Source organism: Corynebacterium sp. UMB0012, from assembly GCF_030216265.1.
Taxonomy (GTDB): Bacteria; Actinomycetota; Actinomycetes; order Mycobacteriales; family Mycobacteriaceae; genus Corynebacterium.
This window is the reverse complement of the sequence record NZ_JASOKQ010000008.1, coordinates 15,588-39,247: the sequence shown is the minus strand read 5'-3', so window position 1 is coordinate 39,247 and position 23,660 is coordinate 15,588. Positions and strand designations below refer to the sequence as shown.

Annotated in this window: 20 protein-coding genes and 1 tRNA gene; 9 read left to right on the top strand and 12 right to left on the bottom strand. The window is 61.0% G+C overall.

Features of this window, described 5'->3' with window-relative positions; translation table 11 throughout:
* The first annotated feature begins 5 nt into the window (after positions 1-5).
* Entirely contained in the window at positions 6-1,166 is a 1,161-nt protein-coding gene (locus QP324_RS05550) for an acyltransferase (RefSeq protein WP_284814958.1), read from the top strand.
* Here QP324_RS05550 and QP324_RS05545 read toward each other — a convergent pair.
* From QP324_RS05545 to QP324_RS05535, 3 genes are read right to left on the bottom strand one after another with little or no spacing between them, the layout of a single operon-like run.
* Positions 1,087-4,155 (bottom strand): alpha-(1->3)-arabinofuranosyltransferase family protein, encoded by a 3,069-nt coding sequence (locus QP324_RS05545; RefSeq protein ID WP_284814956.1) that lies wholly within the window; start codon positions 4,153-4,155, stop codon positions 1,087-1,089. The genes QP324_RS05550 and QP324_RS05545 overlap by 80 nt on opposite strands.
* A 2-nt stretch (positions 4,156-4,157) precedes the next feature.
* A complete protein-coding gene (locus QP324_RS05540; RefSeq protein WP_005325448.1) occupies positions 4,158-4,355 on the bottom strand; it encodes a DUF2613 domain-containing protein in 198 nt (65 codons plus the stop codon).
* A 22-nt stretch (positions 4,356-4,377) separates the two neighbouring features.
* Positions 4,378-4,884, bottom strand: coding sequence for a universal stress protein (locus QP324_RS05535; RefSeq protein ID WP_284769128.1), 507 nt, complete (start codon positions 4,882-4,884; stop codon positions 4,378-4,380).
* A 58-nt stretch (positions 4,885-4,942) separates the two neighbouring features.
* Between QP324_RS05535 and QP324_RS05530 the strand changes: the two genes are divergently transcribed.
* The 3 genes from QP324_RS05530 to QP324_RS05520 are packed head-to-tail and all read left to right on the top strand — an operon-like array spanning position 4,943 to position 8,139.
* The gene (locus QP324_RS05530) at positions 4,943-6,103 is read left to right on the top strand and encodes a glycoside hydrolase family 3 N-terminal domain-containing protein (protein ID WP_284814954.1); all 1,161 of its coding nucleotides are present in this window, start codon (positions 4,943-4,945) and stop codon (positions 6,101-6,103) included.
* Between the two features lie 34 nt (positions 6,104-6,137).
* Complete coding sequence (locus QP324_RS05525; protein ID WP_284814952.1) at positions 6,138-7,826, top strand: VanW family protein; 1,689 nt, start codon at positions 6,138-6,140, stop codon at positions 7,824-7,826.
* A 13-nt stretch (positions 7,827-7,839) separates the two neighbouring features.
* Complete coding sequence (locus tag QP324_RS05520) at positions 7,840-8,139, top strand: hypothetical protein (RefSeq protein WP_204610817.1); 300 nt, start codon at positions 7,840-7,842, stop codon at positions 8,137-8,139.
* Positions 8,140-8,160: 21 nt separating this feature from the next.
* Here the strand turns inward: QP324_RS05520 and QP324_RS05515 are convergent.
* A tRNA-Gly gene (locus QP324_RS05515) sits at positions 8,161-8,234 on the bottom strand.
* A gap of 65 nt (positions 8,235-8,299) precedes the next feature.
* Here QP324_RS05515 and dcd point away from each other — a divergent pair.
* Positions 8,300-8,863: a dCTP deaminase gene (dcd, locus tag QP324_RS05510; protein WP_284814950.1), complete on the top strand. Its 564-nt coding sequence runs from the start codon at positions 8,300-8,302 to the stop codon at positions 8,861-8,863.
* A gap of 42 nt (positions 8,864-8,905) precedes the next feature.
* The gene (locus QP324_RS05505) at positions 8,906-10,228 is read left to right on the top strand and encodes a UDP-glucose/GDP-mannose dehydrogenase family protein (protein WP_284814949.1); all 1,323 of its coding nucleotides are present in this window, start codon (positions 8,906-8,908) and stop codon (positions 10,226-10,228) included.
* Between the two features lie 87 nt (positions 10,229-10,315).
* Here QP324_RS05505 and QP324_RS05500 read toward each other — a convergent pair whose 3' ends face one another.
* The 5 genes from QP324_RS05500 to QP324_RS05480 are packed head-to-tail and all read right to left on the bottom strand — an operon-like array spanning position 10,316 to position 17,527.
* Positions 10,316-11,578 carry a YibE/F family protein gene (locus QP324_RS05500; RefSeq protein WP_239274233.1) on the bottom strand — a complete coding sequence of 421 codons (1,263 nt, stop codon included), beginning with the start codon at positions 11,576-11,578 and terminating at the stop codon, positions 10,316-10,318.
* A gap of 52 nt (positions 11,579-11,630) precedes the next feature.
* Complete coding sequence (locus QP324_RS05495; protein ID WP_049378968.1) at positions 11,631-12,860, bottom strand: pyridoxal phosphate-dependent aminotransferase; 1,230 nt, start codon at positions 12,858-12,860, stop codon at positions 11,631-11,633.
* A 55-nt stretch (positions 12,861-12,915) separates the two neighbouring features.
* Positions 12,916-13,557, bottom strand: coding sequence for a DUF1707 domain-containing protein (locus tag QP324_RS05490; RefSeq protein ID WP_284814945.1), 642 nt, complete (start codon positions 13,555-13,557; stop codon positions 12,916-12,918).
* Positions 13,558-13,614: 57 nt separating this feature from the next.
* Positions 13,615-14,892 carry a cation:proton antiporter gene (locus QP324_RS05485; RefSeq protein ID WP_284814944.1) on the bottom strand — a complete coding sequence of 426 codons (1,278 nt, stop codon included), beginning with the start codon at positions 14,890-14,892 and terminating at the stop codon, positions 13,615-13,617.
* 34 nt (positions 14,893-14,926) lie between these two features.
* Positions 14,927-17,527, bottom strand: coding sequence for a (Fe-S)-binding protein (locus tag QP324_RS05480; RefSeq protein ID WP_284814943.1), 2,601 nt, complete (start codon positions 17,525-17,527; stop codon positions 14,927-14,929).
* Between the two features lie 250 nt (positions 17,528-17,777).
* On the opposite strand from QP324_RS05480, the gene QP324_RS05475 reads away from it, so the two are divergent.
* From QP324_RS05475 to QP324_RS05465, 3 genes are read left to right on the top strand one after another with little or no spacing between them, the layout of a single operon-like run.
* Entirely contained in the window at positions 17,778-18,356 is a 579-nt protein-coding gene (locus QP324_RS05475) for a DUF6230 family protein (RefSeq protein ID WP_284814942.1), read from the top strand.
* The gene (locus QP324_RS05470; protein WP_284814940.1) at positions 18,346-18,813 is read left to right on the top strand and encodes a DUF6114 domain-containing protein; all 468 of its coding nucleotides are present in this window, start codon (positions 18,346-18,348) and stop codon (positions 18,811-18,813) included. Before QP324_RS05475 ends, QP324_RS05470 begins: the two co-directional genes overlap by 11 nt.
* On the top strand, positions 18,810-19,403 hold the full coding sequence (locus QP324_RS05465) for a hypothetical protein (protein WP_284814939.1): 594 nt from the start codon (positions 18,810-18,812) through the stop codon (positions 19,401-19,403). The genes QP324_RS05470 and QP324_RS05465 overlap by 4 nt, the downstream gene beginning before the upstream one ends.
* 18 nt (positions 19,404-19,421) lie before the next feature.
* On the opposite strand, the gene QP324_RS05460 is transcribed toward QP324_RS05465, so the two are convergent.
* The 3 genes from QP324_RS05460 to QP324_RS05450 all read right to left on the bottom strand — a co-directional run bounded on the left by QP324_RS05460 (position 19,422) and on the right by QP324_RS05450 (position 23,606).
* On the bottom strand, positions 19,422-21,359 hold the full coding sequence (locus tag QP324_RS05460; protein ID WP_284814937.1) for an ABC transporter ATP-binding protein: 1,938 nt from the start codon (positions 21,357-21,359) through the stop codon (positions 19,422-19,424).
* Positions 21,359-23,101: an ABC transporter ATP-binding protein gene (locus QP324_RS05455; RefSeq protein ID WP_284814936.1), complete on the bottom strand. Its 1,743-nt coding sequence runs from the start codon at positions 23,099-23,101 to the stop codon at positions 21,359-21,361. Before QP324_RS05455 ends, QP324_RS05460 begins: the two co-directional genes overlap by 1 nt.
* A gap of 85 nt (positions 23,102-23,186) precedes the next feature.
* Positions 23,187-23,606 (bottom strand): methylenetetrahydrofolate--tRNA-(uracil-5-)-methyltransferase, encoded by a 420-nt coding sequence (locus QP324_RS05450; protein ID WP_284814935.1) that lies wholly within the window; start codon positions 23,604-23,606, stop codon positions 23,187-23,189.
* Between the last annotated feature and the right edge of the window lie 54 nt (positions 23,607-23,660).

Below are 23,660 nucleotides of genomic sequence, written 5' to 3'. Positions count from 1 at the left end.
GTAATATGTCCAATCAGTTTCAGGTCGATCCGGGGTTAGGAGCAAGCGTGCAGCCGCAGGCATCTGTGAAAAGCGTACCCCAGCATCTGCCGGAGCTAGACGGTCTACGCGCGGTAGCTTCCCTTGGAATCATTGTCACCCACGTGTCTTTTCAGACCGGAACCGGGTGGGGCTTTGCGGGGCGCTTCGACTTTTTTGTCGCTGTTTTCTTTGCCCTTAGCGCCTTCCTCTTGTGGCGTCGCCGCGGCTTGCACACCTTATCCGGCTACGGGCGCTCGCGCGCGGCGCGCCTGTTACCGGCATATTATGCCTGCGTGGTGGCGGTGATGCTCCTGCTTCCCGACGCCCACTCGCTCACCCTCACCCAACTGCTGAGCAACCTCACGTCCACCCAGATTTATGTGGTGGACGGGCTAGCGCCGGGGCTTACCCACCTGTGGTCGCTATGCGTGGAGTTCTTCTTCTACCTTGCCCTGCCTTTGTTGGGGTGGCTCCTCGGTACGCTGCCGCGGCGCTGGCGGGTAGCGGCCATCGCGCTGGGCGCTGTGATTAGTTGGGCTTGGGGCTTCGTTCCCTTTGTGGCCGATTATGCCAAGGACCAGGTCAATTCGCAGATTTGGCCGCCGGCATATGCTTCGTGGTTTGCCGTGGGAATGCTGGCCGCGGAATGCGAAGAAGCTGGTGTTAGCCGGCGCGTGCAACGCGTGTTGCGGCCGCGCTGGGCATGGTGGCTCGCGGCAGCGGTGGTGCTGTGGCTTGCCAGCCGCGAGTGGTTCGGGCCGCAGGGGCTGGTGCATCCAGAGCCAGGTGAATTTTCCCGCCGGATCATTGCGGGAGCGGCCTTTGCCGCAGTCGTGGTGATACCGGTAGCGCTCGCCCCACGGGATAAGTCTTGGCTGACCAGCCCGCTCATGCAGGCACTGGGCGCGTGGTCCTATTCCATCTTCTTATGGCATGTGGCCATTCTGGGACTGGCGTTTCCGCTTACCGGGGTGCCGCTGTTTAGCGGGAAGCCCCTGGACTTTTGGGTGATTTTGGCTGTAACGGTGGTGGCCACCGTGGTGGTCTCGGCCGCGAGCTATACGCTCATTGAGCGTCCCGGCCGGGATCTTCTCCTCGGTCGGAGGCGAAAAGACAGGCCACGCCCGCGGCACACAAGCAGCTAAGCAGGAGCGAATCGCCCGCATAGGATCCTGATGTCCACGGCGCGCGGGCGAGGATCGCCCCGGCCGCCGCCACGACACCGGGCGCGAGGTAGGCGCGCGGGATGGTGGTCCAGCGCAGCACCAACCAAGCGGCAACGGCCGCCACCGCGGCCGGCCAGCCGGTGAGGGCCAGCGCGCCGAGTGCGACCACGGCCGAAGCGGCACCGCCGCGTGGCGCGCGCCACGTGGGCCGGGACGGGCGCCGCGCGGCCGCCAAGATGCATAGGCCGAGGGCAAGTAACCCCAGCGCACCGCCGAAGAGGAGGGTGGCGCGGTAAACCGGCTGGGCGCTAAAGGTCATGCGGAAGTCACCGGAGTGGCCGGCCGGAATGACAAAAGCTTGGGTGGCCGCATCGATCTCGCGCGGGGTGAGCTCTTCCTCGCCTAGGTAGCCGCGTAAGCCCTTATTGAAGGCGCGACCGGTGACCAAGAGGCGATCCTCATCAGCGGCTGCAATCGAGTACCCGGTGGGCTTGGAAGAGCCTGCTGGTTGCCAGCCCTCCTCGCGCAGGCTTACCCACGGCCCCGTGGTGCGCACACGGTGCGTGCCAGGGCTGAGGGTGAGGGAAGCGCCGGGGGAGTAGCGGTGGGCGTCGATAAGCACGGGCTTGGTGGAATCCACCGTCACGCGCATGGGGCGCGGCGCCGTGAAATCGCGGATGAGCACGCCGGTATCCTGCAGCATGCGCTGGAAGAAGAATTGGTGCACGTCAGGCGAGGTATCCGGGACGGTCACCACACGCTCGACCGGCTGGCCTTTCACCCCTAACTCCGCGATGCCGGTGCGGTGGGATAACTCCACGCGGATGGACTCGGTATCGCCACCGGGAACGCGGACTTCCTGCGAGCGGAAGGGCTGTAAGTCCACGTCTACGGCCGCGCTGCCAGAGCGCACGGTTACCGTGGTGGCGCTGGTGGCCATGAGATTGAGGCGCGGCTGGGTGAAAGATCCGCGCAGCTCAATCCACCCGGAGTCATCGCCCGGCGCGGGCCACCAGGCGGTGGAGTTCTCCCCGTCCACGGCGGCCGTGGCGGACTTTTTCGGTTGGGCCCCGCCAAAGGCCGTGGCATCGGCGGCCGAGGAAGAGACTGCTACCGAACCGCCGTGGGTTTCCACCTGGGTAAGCGGCCCAGCGGAGGGATAATCGCGCAGACGGTTATTCACGTGGCTGGGGTCGTCCGCGGCCATGGGCGCGGAGATGGGGCCATCGAGGGTGCCGTAGTTGCGGTCCGTGAGCGTCGGGGTATCGGTGACGATATCGGCGTCGTGATCGACGAGCTGGCGGGTGGTGGGGGTGGAGTGGGCGTCGAGAAGCGCCAAGGCTTCCCCGCCGCCGGCCACGCGGACTGGGTCCGTGGGCCCTAAGGACATGCCGGCGTGGTTGAGTAGGACGACGTCGACGTCGCCGAAGCGATGGACCTCGCCGCCAAACTTGCTGGCCAGGGCCTCGTCCTCGCCGGTGAAGAGATCATGGCGCACCATGACCGCGCCGATGCCCAGGCGCTGCAGGGAGCGAACGCCCGTGGCTGGGTCCTCCTTGAGCGCGGCCATGACGCCGTCGAGCCCGCGGATGGCTTCTGGCGGCACGAGCGGAATGGCATCGCGCACGGCCCAGGGGACATCGAGCAGCGGCTGGGCCGGCTCGTCACGCGTCCACCCCCAGGTCTGCCGGGCAAAGGACGCCTCTGGGTAGATAAGGGTGCGGGTATCGGCAGCATGGGTATTGATAAAGTCCGTGGCCTCGTGCCAATAGGAGGGCACCTCTTTATAGGCACCCAGCGGCAGCAAGCGCTGCGACCATGCCGGGGAGACCACCGCGATGCACAACAGCAGCGTCAGTGCGCCCACCGTCTGTTTCTTGGTGGGGCGCAAACTCCTCGGTAGTGGAAGATTGGCGCAGGCGCGCGCCACGCCTAACAGCAGCGGTATGCGCACCAGCGGATCAAATTTATGCAGGTTGCGCAGCGCGGCCAGCGGTCCATCGAGCGCATCGAGGTACCACGCCATCTGGCAGCCCAGCACCGCGATGCCCACCACCAGCATGACGGACCACACGCGCGGCAGCTTGCTAAGACCGTAGATGCCCACGGCCGCGATGCCCATGGTGACCAGCACAAAGAAGGACTCGGTGGCTAGCTCATAGCCGGCTACGCGCTCGGTATCGACAAACGGCGTCCAGCTCGTGGTGCCGCGCAGAATCTCTGGCAAGTTGAGCCAGCGCGTGGTCACGCGCGCGGATTCGATGAATTCCGTAAACGGCGGGGCATAGCGGCCTAGCACGACGAGCGGGCCGATCCACCACGCCGATACCGCCAGGCAGCCTAAGAGCCAGGCCGCGCCGGGCGTGAAGGCGCGGCGGTAGAGCAGGATTACAGCGGCCGGGATACACGCCGCGATGGTCGCGGTGGCATTGACCGCACCCATCAGCGCCACCGGGATGGTGGCCGCGGCGGCATCGCGCCAGGTGAGCTTGGCGTTGAGGAAGGGCAGGATAACCCAGGGAGCGAGCATGACCGGCCAGGTCTCAGAAGAAATGGCGGTCAGGGTAGAAAGCGCGCGAGGAGAGAGCGCGTAGAGCATCGCCGCCACCCAGACCCACCAGCCACGCAGGCCCACCTTGCAAGCGAGCTTATGGAAGCCGATGAAGCCGACGCTCAAGACCAGCAACCACCACAGGCGCTGGGCCACCCAATCGGGCAGTGGCTGGGTTAAAACGAAGAAAGGTCCCTGGGGAAAGAGATAGCCATAGGCCTGATTCTGCAGCTGCCCCAGGGTAAAGGTATCCGTATAGGCGCTAAGCGCCCCGCGGAGAAAGTGCAGCGGATTGGCTGCCAGATCATGCTTGGTATCGGCGGCCGTTAACCCCCACGGCTGCACGAGAAGGATGAGCGCTAGGGCAAAAATCCCCAGCGGGTAGGGGCGGGCAAGCCGCCCGCGGAGGGTACGCACACCTAGTTGCGGGATCCGTACTCAGGGCCGCCCAAAACCGCATCGGAAGCAGAAACCGCATTGCCTTCTGGCACGGTATCGGTGCCGGAGAATTGTGCGATGCCGATGATGGTGATGACGCCGAGCGCGATGCCCACAACAGCGCTACCGATGGCAGGGCCAAGGGTGCGCTTGTTCAAAGAATCGGTTTCCAGAGCCATGGCTAAAGATATTAGCAGCTATTTAGAAGTATTCGGCCTCATCATCGTCCGCGTCATCTTCGTTTTCCTGTGGCACGATGAAGACGGGAAGGCCGGCATTGCGCACAATCTGGTCGGCGGTGGAGTTGGTCCACCACGCGCGGAACCCGGTCAGGGCGCGGGTACCGGTCACGATGACGTCCACGTCCAGCTCATGCGCGGCATCAATGATGGCGGAGGAGATGGTGGTGGCGGATTCCACCAGGTGGGCACGGCCGGCTAGGCCCAGGCTTTCGGCCAGCTCGATGCCTTGGCGACAAATCTTTAGCGCCTCCTCATAGGCCGGATCCTCTTCGACGCGGTCCGGGGAAACGGTGGACTGGTGCATTCCGGTGCGGCTGACGGCGCGTGCGGTCTGCCGGGCTACCGGCTCCCAGGCGGTGAGGATTTCTACCGTGGTGGGCCGCAGCAGCTGGGCCGCGTACTCGAGGGCGCGGCCGGCTCGTTCGGTGCCATCGTAGGCAATTAGCATTGTCTCGCCGTTACTCATGTCACTAGTCTACCCACCGCTTGCGACAGAACGCGAGGAATATTGCACACTAGAAGGCATGAAAACTCCGCGCATCCTTGCCAGCCTCGCCCTCGTGACGGCCCTAGGCGCCTGCTCTACTTCCACCCAGGAGGACAATGAGAGCCAGGACTCCACCACCGCGGCCGCGTCGAGCTCAGCTGCCGCGACGCACGAGACGCACGAAGAGACGTCGCAGGAAGAGGCCCCGCAGCAGGACATCCGCGCCATGGCTGCCTCGGTGCTGATGCCGCCGGTCACCAACTACGACGACGCTAAGGCCAAGCTGGAGGCCGGTGTGGGCGGAATCTTTATCCCCAGCTGGGCGGATCCAAACCTGCTGCAGGAAGAGGGTCGCGACATTAATGCCCTGCGCCAAGAGGTGGGCCGCGACTTTGAGGTCTCTATCGATTTTGAGGGCGGGCGCGTGCAGCGGTTTTCCGACGTCCTCGGGGAGTACCCTTCCCCGCAACAGATGGCGGCCGAGCGTTCCCCACAAGAGGTGGAGCAGCTTGCGCACGAGATGGGCACGAGCCTGAAGGCGCATGGCATCAACGTGGACTTTGCACCGGTGCTTGACGTCGATGGCAATGGCCTAGAGGTGGTGGGAGATCGATCCTTTTCCACCGATCCGGTCCAAGCAGGCGAGTATGGCGCGGCCTTTGCCCGCGGGCTGGAATCCGCTGGGGTCAAGGCCGTATTCAAGCATTTCCCGGGACACGGCCGTGCTTCTGGCGATACCCACCTGGCCGAGGCCGTTACCCCGCCGCTGGAAGAACTAGAAGGCCACGAGTTCATTCCTTTTAAAACCGCTCTTCCCCAAGCACCCAATGCCGCGCTCATGATGGGCCACCTCGCCGTGCCCGGCCTGGGCGATGGTCAGACTCCCGCTTCCATTCTGCCGGAAGCCTATGGCCTAGCCCGCGAGACCTTGCAGTACGACGGGCCCATCTACACCGATGACATCGGCGGCATGAAGGCGATTGCAGATTCGCTCCCGCTTGCCGACGCCGTCGTGGCCTCCCTCAATGCCGGAGCCGACATGCCCTTGTGGTCCACCGAAGGCGATATTAATGCGGTGATCGACGCCGTCGTCGGCGCCGTCAACGGCGGCCGCCTGCCACTCGAACGCCTTGCGGACGCGGCTCGCCATGTCAGCGCTCCCCCGGCCGGCGCTGCACCCGAGCCTGCACAGGACTAGGAAAAATGCCACTAAAACCGTTAACCTTTAAGGCGTGAAAAAGGCAGAAGGAAAAAATGGTGCTAAAGGCTGGCTCATCGCGCTCGGCGCATTGGTCGGCCTTGTCCTGATCGCGGGCATTGCTTATGCCTGGGATGTCGCAGCAAACCAGGACAAGATTCCGCGCGCCGTTTCCGTCAACGGCGTGGATATTTCCGCCATGGATCGCACCGCCGCCGTGGAGAAGCTCGAAGATGAGCTCGCGGGCGTAGAAACCGAGCCCGTGAGCGTTACCTCCGGCGACCTCCACACGGAACTCGTTCCCTCCGAATCGGGCCTTGCCCTGGATAACCAGCGCGCCGTAGACAATATTGAAGAACCTTCCCTCAATCCTTTTACCCGCCTGTATAGCTTCTTCCGCCCCACCCGGGATATTCCGGTAGAAACCAACGTGGACGAGGTCCAACTTCAGCCGGCCTTGGACCGCGTGAAGAAGGATCTCTCCACCGATCCAGTCGATGGCATGTTGGAGCTCAACAATGGTGAGCTCAAGGTCACGGACCCCAAGCTCGGCCAAACCGTGGATGCCGGCACCCTGCACAATGCAGTTACGGATAATTGGCTCGATTCCGAGGGCGTAGACGTGGACCCAGAAGAGGTAGAGCCAGCCATCAATGATGCGGCCATCGAGGCCATGCGCACCGGCGATGCCGCCAAGGCGCTGGATAACCCCATTACCTTGAAGGCCAAGAATAATGTCACCGCTACCCTGAATAAGCCGGAAATCTCCCAGTTCACCAGCATTGAAAAGAAGGACGGTAAGCTCAAGCTCGCCGTGGATACCAACCGCGCGCAGGAGCTGTTGGCCGAGCGCTCCGAGGGCGCCGATGTCCCCGGCGTAAATGCCAAGATTTCCTTCAACGGCAACGACAAGCAGATCACCCCGTCCGAAGACGGCGAGATCATCGACTGGGAGCCGACCATGAAGGACTTTGACAAGCGCGTGACCGGCGATGACCGCGAGTGGGATGCTACTTACAAGCCGGACCCGGCAGAGTTCACCACCGACGATGCCAAGAAGGCGACCTTCAACGACACCGTGGGCGAGTTCACCACCGAGGGCTACTCCGCTGCCTCCGGCAAGAATATCGAGCTGGTGGCCCAGCAGGTCAACGGCGCCGTGGTCAACCCGGGTGAGACCTTCTCCCTCAACGGCCACACGGGCCCTCGCGGCACGGCGCAAGGCTACGTTGAGTCCGGCATCATTATCGATGGCCACTCCGGCTCCGCCGTGGGCGGCGGCATCTCCCAGTTCGCCACCACCTTGTACAACGCTGCCTATTTTGCGGGCATGGAAGACACCGCCCACACCCCGCACTCGTACTACATTTCCCGCTACCCAGCCGGCCGCGAGGCTACCGTGTACGAGGGCGCCATCGACCTGCAGTTCACCAATACCTTCAATACCCCGGTCCGCATTGAGACCGACTTTGGTGGCGGCAAGATCACCGTGCGCCTGAAGGGCACCAAGACCGTCGACGTCGAGTCTGTGAACAACGGCCGCTGGGCTAAGACCGACCCACAACCTATGTCCGTGCCCGGCAGCGACTGCTCGCCTTCCTCTGGTGCGCCAGGCTTTACGACGTCCGATACCCGCATCATCAAGGATCTAGGCGGCAAGGAGCTTTCCCGCGAGACCACCACCACGGTCTACGACCCTCAGCCCATCGTCCGCTGCGGCTAGTAGACTCGGCGCCATGCAAGAGCGAACCCTTACCACACTCATATTCGGTAACGTGGTCATTGAGTCCAACCTGCGTGGGGCAGAGCTTCGCATCTACAGCGAAGACTGGCGCGGATATCAGCGCCGCACCGATTGTGGAATGACGTTCCGCGCCCCGCTAGATGACATCCGCGGCACTGTTCCTGAGCGCGATCTAGCCGCGCTCACAGAGAAATTCTTCGAACCGGCAGCCGCAGAGTTGGAAGCACACTATCCAGGCGGGGTAGAACGGGCACAAAAAGAACTGGCCCAGTGGCTAAGCGCCACTGACTAGCAAGAAATTTTCCCCCGAAATTGGAGCCGACGACGGGAATCGAACCCGCGCTAGCAGCTTGGGAAGCTGCAGTTCTACCATTAAACTACGTCGGCACTGCGCGTTTGTGCGCTCCGGCCTACTATACACCGCGGCCTTTAGCATGAGTAGAATTGGGGCCGTGCTTCTTTCAGATCGTGATATCCGTGCCGCCATTGACGCCGACGAATTGGGCATCGAGCCCTTCGACAGCGAACTTATCCAGCCCTCGTCCGTGGACGTGCGCCTAGATAAGTATTTCCGAGTCTTCAATAACTCGCGGTACACGCATATTGACCCCAAAGAGGAAATGCCGGATCTCACCACCTTGGTGGAAGTAGAAGAAGATCAGTCCTTCATCCTGCACCCAGGCGAGTTCGTGCTCGGCGCCACGCTGGAAAAATTCACCTTGCCGGCGGACTTGGCCGGTCGCTTGGAGGGCAAGTCTTCCCTCGGCCGCCTGGGATTGTTGACCCACTCCACCGCGGGCTTTATTGACCCAGGTTTTTCCGGCCACATCACGCTCGAGCTTTCTAATACCGCCAACCTGCCTATCGCCCTGTGGCCGGGCATGAAGGTGGGTCAGCTGGCTATCTTTAAGATGACTTCACCAGCGGAAAGCCCATATGGCACCGGCTCGCTGGGCTCGAAGTACCAGGGCCAGCGCGGCCCGACGCCATCGAAGTCTTACCTGAATTTTCGATAGGCTTAAACCGGCATTCACATAAAGCCTCTAATATGGGGCTTTATGCGTATGACTGTAATCGGCACCGGATACTTGGGTGCAACCCATGCTGCCTGCATGGCCGAGCTCGGCCATGAAGTACTAGGCGTGGACGTAGATGACAATAAAATTTCCGCTCTTAAATCGGGCAAGGTTCCGTTCTTTGAACCGGGCCTGCCGGAGGTGCTTGAGCGCAATATCGAGGCCGGCCGCCTCGACTTCAGCACGGACTATGAAGAAGCAGCCGCGTTCGGCAACCTGCACTTTTTGGGTGTAGGCACCCCGCAACGCCGCGGTTCCTATGCGGCCGATATGACCTACGTGAAGGCTGTCATCACGGATCTGGTGCCCAAGCTCAAGGGCGATCACATCATCTTTGGTAAGTCCACCGTTCCGGTGGGAACCGCGGCGGAGCTCCAAGAGCTAGCCAATGAGCTTGCCCCAGAAGGCACCACCGTGGAAATCGCCTGGAACCCGGAGTTCCTGCGTGAGGGCTACGCCGTCAAGGACACCATCACCCCAGACCGCATCGTTCTCGGTGTGCGCGAAGGCGAAAGCCGTGCCGAAGAGGTAGCGCGCGAGGTTTATGCTCAGCCGCTATCGCAGGACACCCCATTCATCGTGACGGATTGGCAGACCGCCGAGCTGGTCAAGGTCTCCGCTAATGCGTTCCTAGCCACCAAGATTTCCTTTATCAACGCCGTTTCTGAGATCTGCGAGATTGCAGGCGCGGACGTTACCGCTCTTGCCGACGCCATTGGGCTCGACGAACGCATCGGCCGCAAGTTCCTTGGCGCCGGCCTCGGCTTTGGTGGCGGTTGCCTGCCCAAGGACATTCGCGCCTTCATGGCCCGCGCTGGCGAGCTTGGCGCCGACCAGGCGCTGACCTTCCTGCGTGAGGTGGATGCTATCAATATGCGCCGCCGTGACCGCGTGGTGGACCTTGCCAAGGAAGCCTTCAATGGCTCCCTGCTTGGCCACCGCGTGACCGTATTGGGTTGCGCGTTTAAGCCGAATTCCGATGACGTGCGCGATTCGCCCGCCCTTGCCGTAGCCGGTTCCCTGTCGCTGGCTGGCGCGGCAGTAACCGTCTATGACCCAGAAGGCATGGACAACGCGAAGAAGGTATTCCCCACCTTGGATTACGCCGCGGACACTGACAATGCCCTGCGCGAGGCTGAGCTAGTTATTCTGGCAACCGAGTGGAAGCAGTTCAAAGAATTGGATCCGCAGCAGGCGGGCCAGCTTGTGGACAATAAGCACATTATCGATGGCCGCAATGTGCTGCCTGTCGCAGACTGGCAGCAGGCCGGCTGGAAGGTCGAGGCTTTGGGCCGCACCCTTTAACTAGGGTTATGCCAAAAGGCGATACGGAGGGCTGAGCAGTGAGGAACATTGCTCGGCCCTCTCGCTTGTGCCTAAGCCAGTTCATGTTTAGGCGGCTACACGGCTATGCGGAATCGTAAACGCTGCGATAAGTGTGGTTATCGGCACTGCGAGGATTAGAGCCATCGCACCCACACCGGAGCGAAGCAACTCGGTGGCGACGAGATCGCTGGTGAGCATCTGGCTGGCGGGGCGCTGCGCTGCGGTAATGAGTAAAAGGAGCGGAAGCGTGGCGCCGGTATAGGTGAGGATGAGTGTGTAGATCATCGAGGCAATGTGATCCCGGCCTACCTTCATTGCAGAAAGAAAGAGTTCTCTTGGGCGCGCGTCTGGGTCGGCTTCGTGGAGCTCGGTGACTGTGGAGGCTTGGCCCACGGCGACATCGGCAAGGCTGCCAAGGGAGCCGACAACGAAACCGCACAGTAGCACTCCAAGGATGGAAATGCCCGGCATATAGAGCAAGAGCTTTAGGTTGTCTTCGGAGCTGTAGCCCTGCAACTGCGAGGTATCGATCGTGGCCCAGGCGAGGAATGCCGCGATAATGAGAGCTAGCAGCGACCCACCTACCGCTGAAGCTGCTTTCCAATTTGCCCCGTGCACGAGTGGTACGGCGACCAAGATGATTGCGGCGCAGGAAACGAGGGCGGTCCAGAGGGGACTATGGGCCTCGATAAGCGCAGGCAAAAGGAACGCAAAGACTACGCCAAGGCTAATCGCCAAGCCGATGATGGCGCGTACCCCCTGCCATGCGCCGAAAACAATTACGATGATGGCAACGATTACCGCCCACAAGATTAGGCTGCCGGTGCGCTGATAATCCGCAAAAGCATAGGTAACCGCCCCAGACGGGTCAGTAGCCTTGGATAAGACTATCTTGTCGCCGGTTTCCAACTGCGGATCGCCAGCTTTGCCATAGGTGACCAGCTGGGTCATGTGCCCTGCGTCTTCGCCAGAGGTGATTTTAACTAGTGCGCGATCGCAATATATCTCTTCCGTGCCGGGGATAAGGGGAGGAGTGTCAAAGACCTGTCCCGTTTGTTCTGATTGACAAGCCGAATGGTCAGCCGTATCTACCGTGCCCTCTACCTGTGGGTGATTGAGCGTATAGGTTTGCTGAAATTCCGCGGACGTGTGCTCATTGGCAGGGCTGTTGGGCCAAAGTATTACCAAGCCGGCAACGGTAGCTATGAGCGCTGCGGCGAGCGCGCCAAGAAGGCCTATCCGCCAATGATTTTGAGCTATCGAAGTAAAAAGCCGGCTCCACAGGGCGGAAGCCGGCTGGGACTTGATTGCCGCAGAATGTCTTCCCATGCACCTTATTGTGACGGATTATCACTATCATTAGCAACTGGCGGGAAGAAAATTACTGTTTGTAGCTCACAAGGAAGTTACCTAGGCGCTCAATGGCGTTTTCAATCTGGGATGCCCACGGCAGCGTGACCACGCGGAAGTGATCTGGGTTCGGCCAGTTGAAGCCGGTTCCCTGCACCATGAGGATCTTTTCCGCCTTCAAAATATCCAGCATGAGTTTGGCATCATCATGGATTTCATACACATTCGGATCCAGGCGCGGGAAGAGGTAGAGCGAGCCCATAGGCTTTACCGCGGAAACGCCGGGAATCTCATTGAGCTTCTCGTAGGCGATATTGCGCTGGCGCAAAAGACGCCCGCCGGTACCAGTGAGCTCAAAGATAGACTGCCGCCCACCCAACGCCACCTGGATAGCGTGCTGCGCCGGTACGTTCGGGCACAGGCGTGTTCCGGCCAGAAGCTCAAGGCCTTCGATGAAGCCACGGGCGTGGTGCTTAGGGCCGGTAAGTACCATCCAGCCGGCACGGTAGCCACACACGCGATAGGCCTTGGATAAGCCATTGAACGTGATAGTGAGAAGGTCAGGGGCTAGCGAAGCGATGGAGATGTGCTGCGCGCCGTCATAAAGAATGCGGTCATAGATCTCATCGGCCAAAATGAGCAGGTTATGCTCGCGGGCGATATTGACGATCTTCTGCAGCACTTCGCGCGAGTAGACCGCACCCGTTGGGTTATTCGGGTTAATGACCACGATGGCCTTGGTTTTATCCGTAATCTTGGACTCGATGTCCTCGATGGATGGATTCCAATCATCGTCCTCATCACACAGGTAGTGCACTGGGGTGCCACCTGCCAGGGACGTAGCTGCGGTCCACAATGGATAATCCGGTGCCGGGATGAGAACCTCATCGCCGTTATTGAGCAGCGCTTGGGTGGTCATGCTGATGAGCTCGGAGACGCCATTGCCCAAGAAGACATCGTTGATATCGAAGGGCGGGAAGTCCTCCAGCTCGTAGCGGGTAACGATGGATCGGCGGGCAGGAATGATTCCCTTGGAGGTGGAATAACCCTGGGAAGTAGGCAGGGCAGCGATCATATCGCGCATGATGACATCGGGTGCTTCGAAGCCAAAGACGGCCGGGTTACCGGTGTTGAGTTTCAAGATGGTGTGGCCATCGAGCTCCATGCGTTCCGCTTCCGCAGAGACCTCGCCGCGGATGTCATACGCGACGCCCTTGAGTTTGTCGGACTGGTCAAAGATGCGGTGTTTGGGAGAAGTCATGGAAATATTGTGCCACGATTCACAGCTACACAAAATGCTTCAACACCGGCGATGACTATTTTTTATTCCACTCGCTGAACTTCCGCTTGGCCAGATCCATGGCCTGTCCGGTAATTTCGCCGGCTTGCATGCGGCGATCGGCCCACATCTTTTCTTCGATCATTTTTTGCTGTGCGCGCTCATGCGCCGTGAGCGCGCGAATCTCACGCAATTGCTCCTTTTCAATTTGGCGCACGGATGGGGCGTGCCACGAGGAAGGGCCCACCTTGGCAACGTAGAGCAGAATCCACAGGATAGGGATGAGCGCGGCTGCTACCGCGCCCCCGAGCAAAAGCCATGGGCTGCTCAAGGTCGCGCTCATCACGATAAGCGTTGGGCTGGCAACGGCAAGCAGCACCGAGCCGGACAGAGCGGTCGCAAACTTTGGCTTCTTGCCCGCATTATGGGCGCGCGTGACCTCACCGCGGGAATAGACCTTGACCTCGTGGGAACCACGCGCCGGAATGTCTTGAAAGACGGGCACGAGGTCTTGGTGGGTGCTAGCGCGCATGACGTCGTCCGAGCGGTCCTCGAACTCCTCCATGGTTAACCGGCCTTCACCCACGGCGCGGGCGAGGTCATTGATGGCATCGTTGCGCTCGGAATCGGACAGGCGCATGGTCCGATTGATAGGGGAAGAACCAAAGTTATTACTCACGCATCCCAGTTTAGGAAATTTCCTCCCTGCTAGGGGCGTGCTCTTAGCGAACGCTGCCTATAGGTCCTTAGTTTCAGCGGCGGAAGATTCCTCATCCTTCTTTTCAGGCTGCTTCTTGCCGCCCACCAGGCTGGCGAGGAATGGGAAGAGGGCGACGGTAAGTGCGCCGCCAGAGACAAAGATGGAGGCATTTTCCGCTTCCATGATTCCGGAATTGACCGCCAGGGACGTTACCGCCACGATGATTGGCAGACCGGTGGCGGAATACAAACCTACCTGGAGGCGCTGGCGGAAGGTTTCAATATCAGATCCGGTATGCCCAACATTTTCGCGCAAGAAGACGGGCAGGCCACGGGTCACCAAAATGAGAGCTGGAATGCCCAGTACCTTCCACGGATTATGAGCGATGGTATCCCAGCTAATGCTCATGCCGGAGACCACAAAGAAGACCGGGATAAGCATCGAATAAAACACCACATCGAGGCGGTGCTCCAGGCGGCGGTGGAATTCATCCGGGATGATGCGGTTCAAAATAATGCCAGCGGCAAAGGCGCCGAGCACGATATCGAGCTCAAAGACTGCGGTTACGGCCATGAGGATGGCCAGAATCAGGATGATAAGACGCAAAATCGTTTGGTTGGTGGAGCCCGCACCGGAGATAAAGGCGGCCTTTACCCAAGGGATGGTCGAGGCGATGGCCGCTGGCATGACGGCGACGGCAACGGCGATGATGATGAAGAACAACAAAATGATCATCGTCGTCAGTGTGGAACGAGTACCCAGCAACAGCGCCATGGCGGTAATGGGGGCGACCTCACCAATGGCACCGTGAATCATCACGGAGTTGCCCACCTTGGTGCCCAGAATGCGGTCCTGTTTCAGCATCGGCGTGAGCGTGCCCAGCGCCGTTGAAGTCAGCGCCAAGGCAACGACGATGGCACCTGGCACGTTATCCACCAAGAAGTAGGCGCCCACGCCACAGGCGAGGGCGCAGATAATCCAGGTAGATAGGGCCGTTCCGGCTTCTTTGGTTTTGAGCGTAGAGATTTGAATCTCAAAACCCGCGAGGAGGAACAACGCGCCCACGCCGAGTTCCTTGAGCATTTCGATGCCTTCGTCCTCGGCGGCGAGGTCGAGTACGGAAGGGCCAATAATCATGCCGAAAATCAACAAGAGGGCCACCGACGGCAGGCGGTAGCCCAACATATAAGAGACCAGCGGCGCGAGTAGAGCCGCGGCCATAATCCAAGCGAAAGAGACGAGGGAATTTGTATTTTCAGTTGCGCCTGCCGCCAGCAGCAGGGCATCGGTGGGGAGTCCCGCATTAAAATGCATGGACTACAGCGTACGCACCAATGCCCCTGCGCGCCTACTCAGATTCAGGTGGCTTTGGCACGCTTTCCGACGCCGGTGGTGCCGGAGCCGCCGGCGGTGCTGGCGGGGCCGGTGCGGCTGGCGGCTCAGCCTTTGGCGGCGTGGGCGCAGCAGGGGCCTCTGGCGGTTTCGGTGCTGCAGGTGCTGCAGGCGTTGCGGGCGCGCTAGGAGAGGTCGGCGCGGCTGGTGCCTTTGGTGCAGGTGCTGTCGGGGCACTTGGAGGGGTGGGTGCGCTCGGTGCTGCGGGAGCAGCTGGTGCGACGGGCGCTGCCGGTGCTTGGGGAGCTTGTGGCGAAGTTGGTGCCGCGGGTGCCTGTGGTGCAGGTGCTGCCGGAGCACTTGGAGGGGTGGGTGCACTTGGTGCCGCGGGAGCCTTCGGCGCTTGAGGAGCCTGCGATGCAGACGGCGCTGCGGGTGCGGCCGATGCGGCCGGAACTTGTGCCGATTCGGTCGGGGTGTGGGTGGCGGAAGTGGGGGCGTCGGCAAGCGGGGCGTCAGTGGTGCCCGCGGACTTTTGGTGGCGCACCGGGGTAGCCAGGAACGCCTTGGGGTGGGGCTCCGGCAGGGTGCCGGACTCGTCGAGGGAGATGGAATTGCGCAGCATAACCGCCACGTCATTGACCTTGGTGGTGGGGGTGGAATCCTGCGCCAAGGACTTCACGCCGCCGGTCATCATGACATTGCAGAAGGGACAGCCGGTGGCAATTTCTTCCGCGCCGGTCTCGAGGGCCTGCTCGGTGCGAAAGTCATTAATGCGGGTGCCGAGCTTTTCCTCCATGAACATGCGGGCGCCGCCGGCGCCACAGCAGAAGGCCTCGTCGCGGTTCTTGTCCATCTCGCGCAGCTCCACGCCGGTGGCCTCGAGCAGCTCGCGTGGAGGATCGAAGACCTTATTGTGGCGGGCGAGGAAGCAAGGATCGTGGTAGGTAATGGGCTTGCGGTTCTCCGGTGTGCGTGGCACCGGCTTGAGCAAGCCTTCGCGGACCAGCCGGTTGAGCAGCTGGGTGTGGTGGAAGACGTCGAAGTGCCCGTCAAAGTCCGGGTACTCATTGCGGATCGTGTTAAAGCAGTGCGGGCAGGTGGTGATGATCTTGCGCTGGCCCTCCGGGACCCCGTCGAAGGCGTTGTTGAGGGTTTCAACGTTTTGCTGCGCCATCATCTGGAAAAGGAACTCGTTGCCGGCGCGGCGGGCAGGATCACCCGTACAGGTCTCACCCGTGGAGAGCACGCCAAACTTCACGCCTGCGGTATGCAGAAGGTCTACTACGGCACGAGTGGTGCGGCGGCCATCGTCATCATAAGCGCCAGCACAGCCCACCCAGAGCAGGTATTCCATATCGGAGAAATCGGCCTCGTCCTCACCAATGATGGGGACGTCGATGCCATCGGCGCGGGCCTCATCGATCCAGGCGCGGCGCTCAGAATTATTCCGGCCCCATGGATTGCCCTTGTTTTCCATATTCTTAAACAGGCCGGTGAGCTCGGAAGGGAAGTCCGATTCCGCAAGTACCTTGAAGCGGCGCAGATCCGCGATGTGGTCGATGTGCTCAATATCGGTTGGGCACTGATCCACGCAGGCACCGCAGTTAGTACAAGACCACAGCACGTCATCATCGATGACTCCGGCCATGGACAGCACATCCAGGCCCTCGTGCGGATTGTAGTTATCCAGTGCGCCCTGGCGCAGGTCCATCATGAACTTTTTGGGGCTCAGCGGCTTTTCGGTATTCCACGCCGGGCATAGCTCTTGGCAGCGGCCGCACTCGGTACACGAGGTGGAATCCAGCAGCATCTTCCAGCTACCCGGGGTGATGTCTTCCTCCAAGTCCGGGGTGGGCAGGGATTGCAGCGCCTTTTCACCGGTGGCGTTGCGCTGGAAGAAGATATTGAAGAAGCTGGTGAAGCGGTGCCACATCACGCCCCACTGGAAATTGCGGGAAATAAAGACAATAAACAGCATGCCGGACAGCAGCTTGAACAGGGCGAAGAAGCTCACCAATGCTGGGGATGCAGGGAAGAGCTTGGCAAGGTGGACGCTCAAGAAATCCGCCCAGGCGGAGCCGCCGCCGTAGGTGGCGATCTTGGTGGACTTCACCAGGATCATGCCGAGTCCCTCAGAAAAGACAATGAACTCTACCCAGCGCGCCGCGGCGGTCTGGGAGTTGAAGAAGCGGCTGCCCCGCTCAGTATCGCCGAGTTTGAGGCGCACGCCGATGAGGAAACCAATACCTAGGACCGTCGCGATGCCTAAGACTTCCTCGACGAAGTGGTAGACCGGCCAGTGGCTGAGCCACGGCCAGCCCTTATCCGGCGCGAAGGTTTGGATATAGGCCTCAAACCACACCAAAATGCCAAAGAGGAAGCCCACCATTACCAGCCAGTGGGCGGCATTGACCAGCGGTTTACCCTTGAAGTGGGAGTGGCCAAAGACCTCCGCAATTACGCGCCATAAACGCTTACCCGGACTATCGGTGCGCTTGAGCTGGGTGGGTCCGCCCGAGCGGATGAACTTAAAGAGGGCCCATACGCGGGTGAAAAAGTACAGCCACACCGGAATCGATGCGGCTATAGCTATCCAACCGAACACGGTGGTCATGCGTGCTCCTTTATTACTGATGCTCCACGTTGTTATCTACCTTAAAGCCTAGGGGTGGAAATCCCAGAGTCTGCATTCAGTGCGGTATCGCAGCGGGGTGGGCTGTACACTGTCAAGATGAGAAACTCGGTCGCCATATTCTCCTAAACGTGCTGTGCACGGCGGCGGAGTGCCACCAGGGTTGGAAGCCGCAGCGCGGCCGAACCCGCCAAGAAGAGGACTTAGACCGCCGCAGAAAGGGCAAACCGCCATGGGCAAAATCAATATCACCAAGGCCGCGGTGGCCTTGACCGCAGGCCTCGCCGCCTTTGGCGTTACTGGGTTCGCCGTGGCGCAGGGCGGCTTGACCGCGAACCTGGCCCTTTCCGGTAGCTTCTTCAAGATCACCATGGGGCACTTGGATGGAGAGGGCTTTTCGCTTTTTGTTGATGATGATCAAAAGGCCGAAGAGCACCTTCCTGTCGCGCGCATCAAGCTGGACCATGCCAAGGTCTCTGATCTCTGCCTTTCCGTGACGGTTCCCAAGGTGCCCGGCGTAGGTGGGGAGGCCACCCTAGCGCTGAAGGCTGAGGGTGAGGGCAGCGTGGAGTCCGATAGCCTGCTGGTCGGTGCGACCGACGTGGATGGTTCTTTGGTGATGCAGGATGTCAACGTGGGTATCGATGCGAATCAGCTGAGCGATACCGCGGATCCTGGCGCGTGGGGCCTGTACTCCAAGCAGGTCTCCCTCAAGGCGGACGATGTGAAGGCCACCTCCGTGGGTGCACAGAGCCTTTCTGCCAAGAATGTGGGAGTGACGGTGAGGAGGGGGTCCGATAATGGCTGCTGAGTCCAGCACGGAAGAAACACAGACCCTCCCGGCGGCGGAGGCAACGGGCGAGGAGGAATCTAAGCCCAGCGCCTGGCAGCGCTTCCGCCGCTGGCGCAACGGCCGGCCCTTCTTTCCCGGACTGTTGCTCATCTTGTCCGGCATCATTATTGCCGCGCCGGCCTATATCACCATCCGGATCTCTGACCTTTTAGTCATGATCTCCACTATTTCTGGCGTATCTACGCTGCTTATCGGGGTATTGCTGGCGATGTTCGGCCTTGGCGCGTGGTTTCAGCCGGCAACCTCGAATTATGTCGGCGTGCTGGGCATCATTGTGGCCATTATTGCCTTGCCGACGTCCAATTTGGGCGGCTTCATCATCGGCTCCCTGCTCGGCATCATTGGCGGGGCCTTTACCTTTGCGTGGCAGCCAGGTGAGAAAAAGCGCCGCACCAAGGAAGCAGCAGAGCAATGATGAGGGCGATGCCGCGGGCGGCGCGTAGCTGCTTGGCCGTACTGACCTGCGCGCTGGCGGTGGGTGGTGTGAGCGGTTCCGAACGGGTTAATGCGCAAGATGCCCCGGCGGTTCCGTACTTCAGTACCGTCTTCGCGGATACGGTGACGCTGACGAAGAATGTCACCGTGTCCTTGGGTACTTTCCCCACCGCCAGCGGTGATGTGCGGGTCCTGGAGCTGAAGGGCGAGAACCTCGACATCGACAACCTTGGGATCACGCTGCCTGGCCGCTACGGCGATGGCATGTTGACCACGGGAGGGGACACCACCGAGGTACGCGGCGGACCGGTGACCATTATGGCTACCGAGCTTAAGGCCACCCCGGCGGTGGGTAAGGTTTCTGCACCCCGGGCGGATATCGATTTAAGCCGCGACGATATCAATGCCGTGTTGGACAAGCTCGGTGTTCCAGAGCCGCACCCCGTCCCCGATGCGGAGGTGCCCGATGTAATCATGGACCACATTGAGCTGCGCGATGTCACCCTTGAGCTGGTGAACCTCAAGGGTGCTCACTTCAACGCGCCGACCGTGACGGTAGGGCTGGAGTAGCTCACCGCCGGGGAAGACCTACCCTTGAGCGAACTGGGATTGATGCAGGCGCCAGTATGCGCCTTGGGCCGCAAGGAGATCGTCGTGCGAGCCTTGTTCCACGATGGTGCCGTTCTCCATGACGAGGATGAGGTCGGCATCGCGAATGGTGGACAAGCGGTGGGCAATGACGAAGGAGGTGCGGTCCGCGCGCAATGCGTTCATCGCCTCTTGGACGAGGACCTCGGTACGGGTATCGACCGAAGAGGTGGCCTCATCGAGGATGAGCAGCGCGGGCTGGGCCAAGAACGCGCGGGCGATGGTGATGAGCTGGCGCTCGCCGGCGGAGATTGCGCCGCCGTCTTGGTCGATGATGGTGTCGTAGCCATCGGGCAGCGCGTGAACGAAGCGGTCCACATAGGTTGCCTTTGCCGCCGCAATGACTTCTTCGTCCGTCGCATCCAAGCGGCCGTAGCGGATATTTTCCATGATCGAGCCCTTAAAGAGCACGGCGTCCTGGAGCACCATGCCCACCTGGGAACGCAGGGTATGGCGAGGCATGCGGGCGATGTCGTGCCCATCAATGAGAATCTGACCACCATCTAGCTCATAGAAGCGCATGAGCAGGTTGACCAGGGTGGTTTTGCCGGCACCGGTGGGGCCGACAATGGCCGCGGTCTGGCCGGGCTCCACGCGCAGGTTGAGGACGGTGATGAGCTCCTTCTCCTCTGCGTAGGAGAAGTCAACGTCCTGGAACTCCACGAGCCCCTGGGCACGGCCGGGAAGGTCCTCGTCGGTGGTGTCGGGGGCTTGCTCTTCGGCGTCGAGAAGCTCAAAGACGCGCTCGGCCGAGGCCACACCGGACTGCACCTGCTGCATCATGCCGCCGAGCTGGCCGAGCGGCTGGTTGAACTCGCGGGAGTACTGGATAAATGCGGTGGCAGCGCCCAAAGTCATGTGTCCATTGGCCACGCGCAGACCGCCCAGGACCGCAATGGCCACATAGGACAGGTAGGACAGGAACTGCATGATGGGCATCATGATGCCGGACAGGAACTGAGCCTTAGCTGCGGAGTGGTAGAGCTCTTCGTTGCGCTTGTCGAATTCCTCTGTCATGGCCTCGGTACGGCCGAAGACGATGGCTAGGTCGTGGCCGGAGAAGGATTCTTCTACCTGGCCGTTGAGCTGACCGGTGGAGCGCCATTGCGTTTTGAACTGGCGCTGCGAGCGGCTGCCGATGACACCAATGACCAGGCCAGTAAGTGGCAGGGACAGTAGAGCCACCAGAGCGAGCTGCCACGAAACGCTGAACATCATGATGGTGATGCCAATGACCAGCAGCGCGTCATAAAACAGCTGCGATAGCGCCTGCTGCAGGGCCTGCTGCACGTTGTCGATGTCATTGGTGGTACGCGAAAGGATATCGCCGCGCTGCTGGGAATCAAAGTAGTTGAGAGGCAGCGCATTAATCTTCGCTTCCACGCGCTCGCGCAGGTCAAACACGATATCCATGCTTAACTTGTTGAGGATGGCTCCCTGCCACCACTGGAAGCCAGAGGAGACGATATACATCGCGATCACGGTGATGATGAGCGTGCCCAGGCGGTTAAAATCGATGCCTTCACCGGGGACGAAGTCCATCGCGGAAGCCATATCCGCAAAGCGGTCCTGGCCCTCAGCGCGCATGCCCGCAATGGCTTGCTCGGCGGAAATATTAGAGGGAAGGTTGCGCGAAATGACGCCGGCAAAGATGACGTCCATGGCCTTGCCCATGATCTTCGGGGCTACCACGGCCAAGAAGATGCAGATGATGTTCATTGCCGCGACGGCCCACAGTTGGCGCTTGAAGGGAGCAAGCAGGGAGAAAAGGCGTTTGGTGGAGGGCCAGAAATTCTTGGCCTGGCGGGGTGCGGAGCCGTCCATCGGATCAAAACCGGCATCCGTGGACTCGGCGGTAGAAGTGGTGTTCTCAGCCATTAGTTTTCGCCTCCTGCAACACCGGCGGTTTCTTGGGAATGAACGATTTCTTGATAGACCGCGCAGCGGCCCAGGAGCTCCTCGTGGGTGCCGCGGTCAACGATGCGGCCGGCATCCAATACCAGGATTTGGTCTGCATCGCGGATTGACGCCACGCGCTGGGCGACGATAATGCTGGTCACCGGCTGCTCACGCTCGGCAAAGGAGGCGCGCATTGCGGCGCGCACCTTGGCATCGGTAGCCACGTCCAGCGCGGAGAAGGAATCATCAAAGAGGTAGATCAGCGGCCGGGCAACAAGCATGCGCGCGATGGACAGGCGCTGGCGCTGGCCACCGGAGACATTCGTGCCGCCCTGTGCGATGGGCATGTCCAAGTCTTCTACGAAGTCCGCCTGGGCAACGCGCAGCGCCTCCCAGAGCTCTTCATCGGTGGCTTCGGGCCTGCCCAAGCGCAGGTTGGAGGCCACAGTGCCGCTAAATAGGTAAGCCTTCTGCGGGACGAGGGAGACGCGTTGGACGATGTCCTGGCGGGCCAGGGAGGTGGTAGGGGTGGCGTCGATAAGCACCTGGCCCTCCGTCGGCACGTACAGGCGTGGGATGAGGGAAATCAGGGTGGTCTTGCCCGAGCCCGTCGAACCAATGATGGCGGTAGTGGTGCCGGGCTGAGCGGTAAAGGAAATGTCTTCTAGCACCGGCGCATCCGCACCGGTATAAGAAAAGCCCACGTTGCGAAATTCCACCGTGCCCGCGCAGGCCTCCGGAGAGGTAGTGGAGCTGGGTGGGGTAATGGAGGGCTCGTGCTGGAGCACCTCGGTGATGCGGCGGGCACAGATAATGGCGCGCGGCAGCATCATCGCCATGAAGGTACCCATCATCACCGCCGCCAGAATCTGCAGCAGGTACTGCAGGAATGCGGTCAGCGAGCCGACGTTGACCAAGCCCTCATCCACGCGGTGGCCGCCGAACCACAGGACCGCGCCCGTGGCCACGTTGAGGATCACCGTAATGAGCGGGAACATCACCACGAAAAGCCGGCCGATGTTCAAGGACAGGCGGGTGATGTTCTTATTTTCCTCGGTAAAGCGCTCGGACTCATAGGCCTCGCGCACGAAGGCACGCACCACGCGGATGCCGGTGATCTGCTCGCGCAAGGTGCCATTGATGGAATCCAGCTTGTCCTGCATGGAACGGAAGAGCGGCATGAGGCGGGAAATGATAACGGAGATGGTGCCGAGCAGTACCGCCACGGACACCCACACCAGCCAGGACATTCCGGCGTCTTCGCGCACGGCCATGATGATGCCGCCGATGGACATGATGGGTGCGGTCACCATGAAGTTCAGCATCATCATGTAAACCATTTGCACCTGCTGGACATCATTGGTGCCGCGGGTAATGAGCGTAGGCGTGCCAAAGCGGCTCATGTCCTCAGCGGACAGGGAATTAACGTGGCGGAAGACCTCGCCTCGAAGATCTCGGCCGACACCCATGGCGGTGCGGCTGCCGCACCATACCGCGCCGATGGCGGTGATGACTTGGGCAAACGCAACGGCCAGCATGATGCCGCCGGTGCGCCAGATGAAGTCCACATCGCCCTGAGACACACCTTCATCGATGATCTTGGCATTAAGGGATGGAAGGTACAGCGTGGCGGCCGTAGATAAGGCCTGCAGGACAAGCACCGCGATGAAATACGGCGTATACGGCGCCGACCGTGTAATGAGAATGCGAACCAGATCCATGGACTCGCGCCCCTTTCCTTGCCGTGGCTGGGTAGCCGTGCAAGTTTATACCGGTGGTGGGTGGGGCGCTAGTTGATAACTGCTGCTAAATCCCCACGTGAGCCAGCTGCGCGCGGGTGATGACGCTGCGCCAGTCTTCAAAATCCTGCAGTGGGGCGCATAGGCCCTCCCACGTGGTGACGGCCACGCCGCGGGCCTTGAGTTCCAATACGAGTAGCTCGCGATTGCCCGAGGCGGCCAAGCGGTGGATTTCGTTCTGCGTGATGTCGCCGTCTGGTCCTACCCGCACGTTGCCGATGAGACGGAGTCGGGGAGTGGTGCCGGGGCCGCAGTGGGAGCCCGTGACGGCGTCGCCCAGCACGCCTGCCAAGCCCGCAAAGCGGCGGAGTAGACCGAATGGTGCGGTGCACTGGGTAATGAGGTCCACACACATGCCAGCGCTGATAAGCTTCTCGGTGGTGGATAGGGCTGCCGGGCCCTCCCCGATGATGGCTATACGCTGCATGAAAGTGCCTCCTTGTGCTGGGCGCGGACGCCCGCAATAGACTGTCTTGTCTGT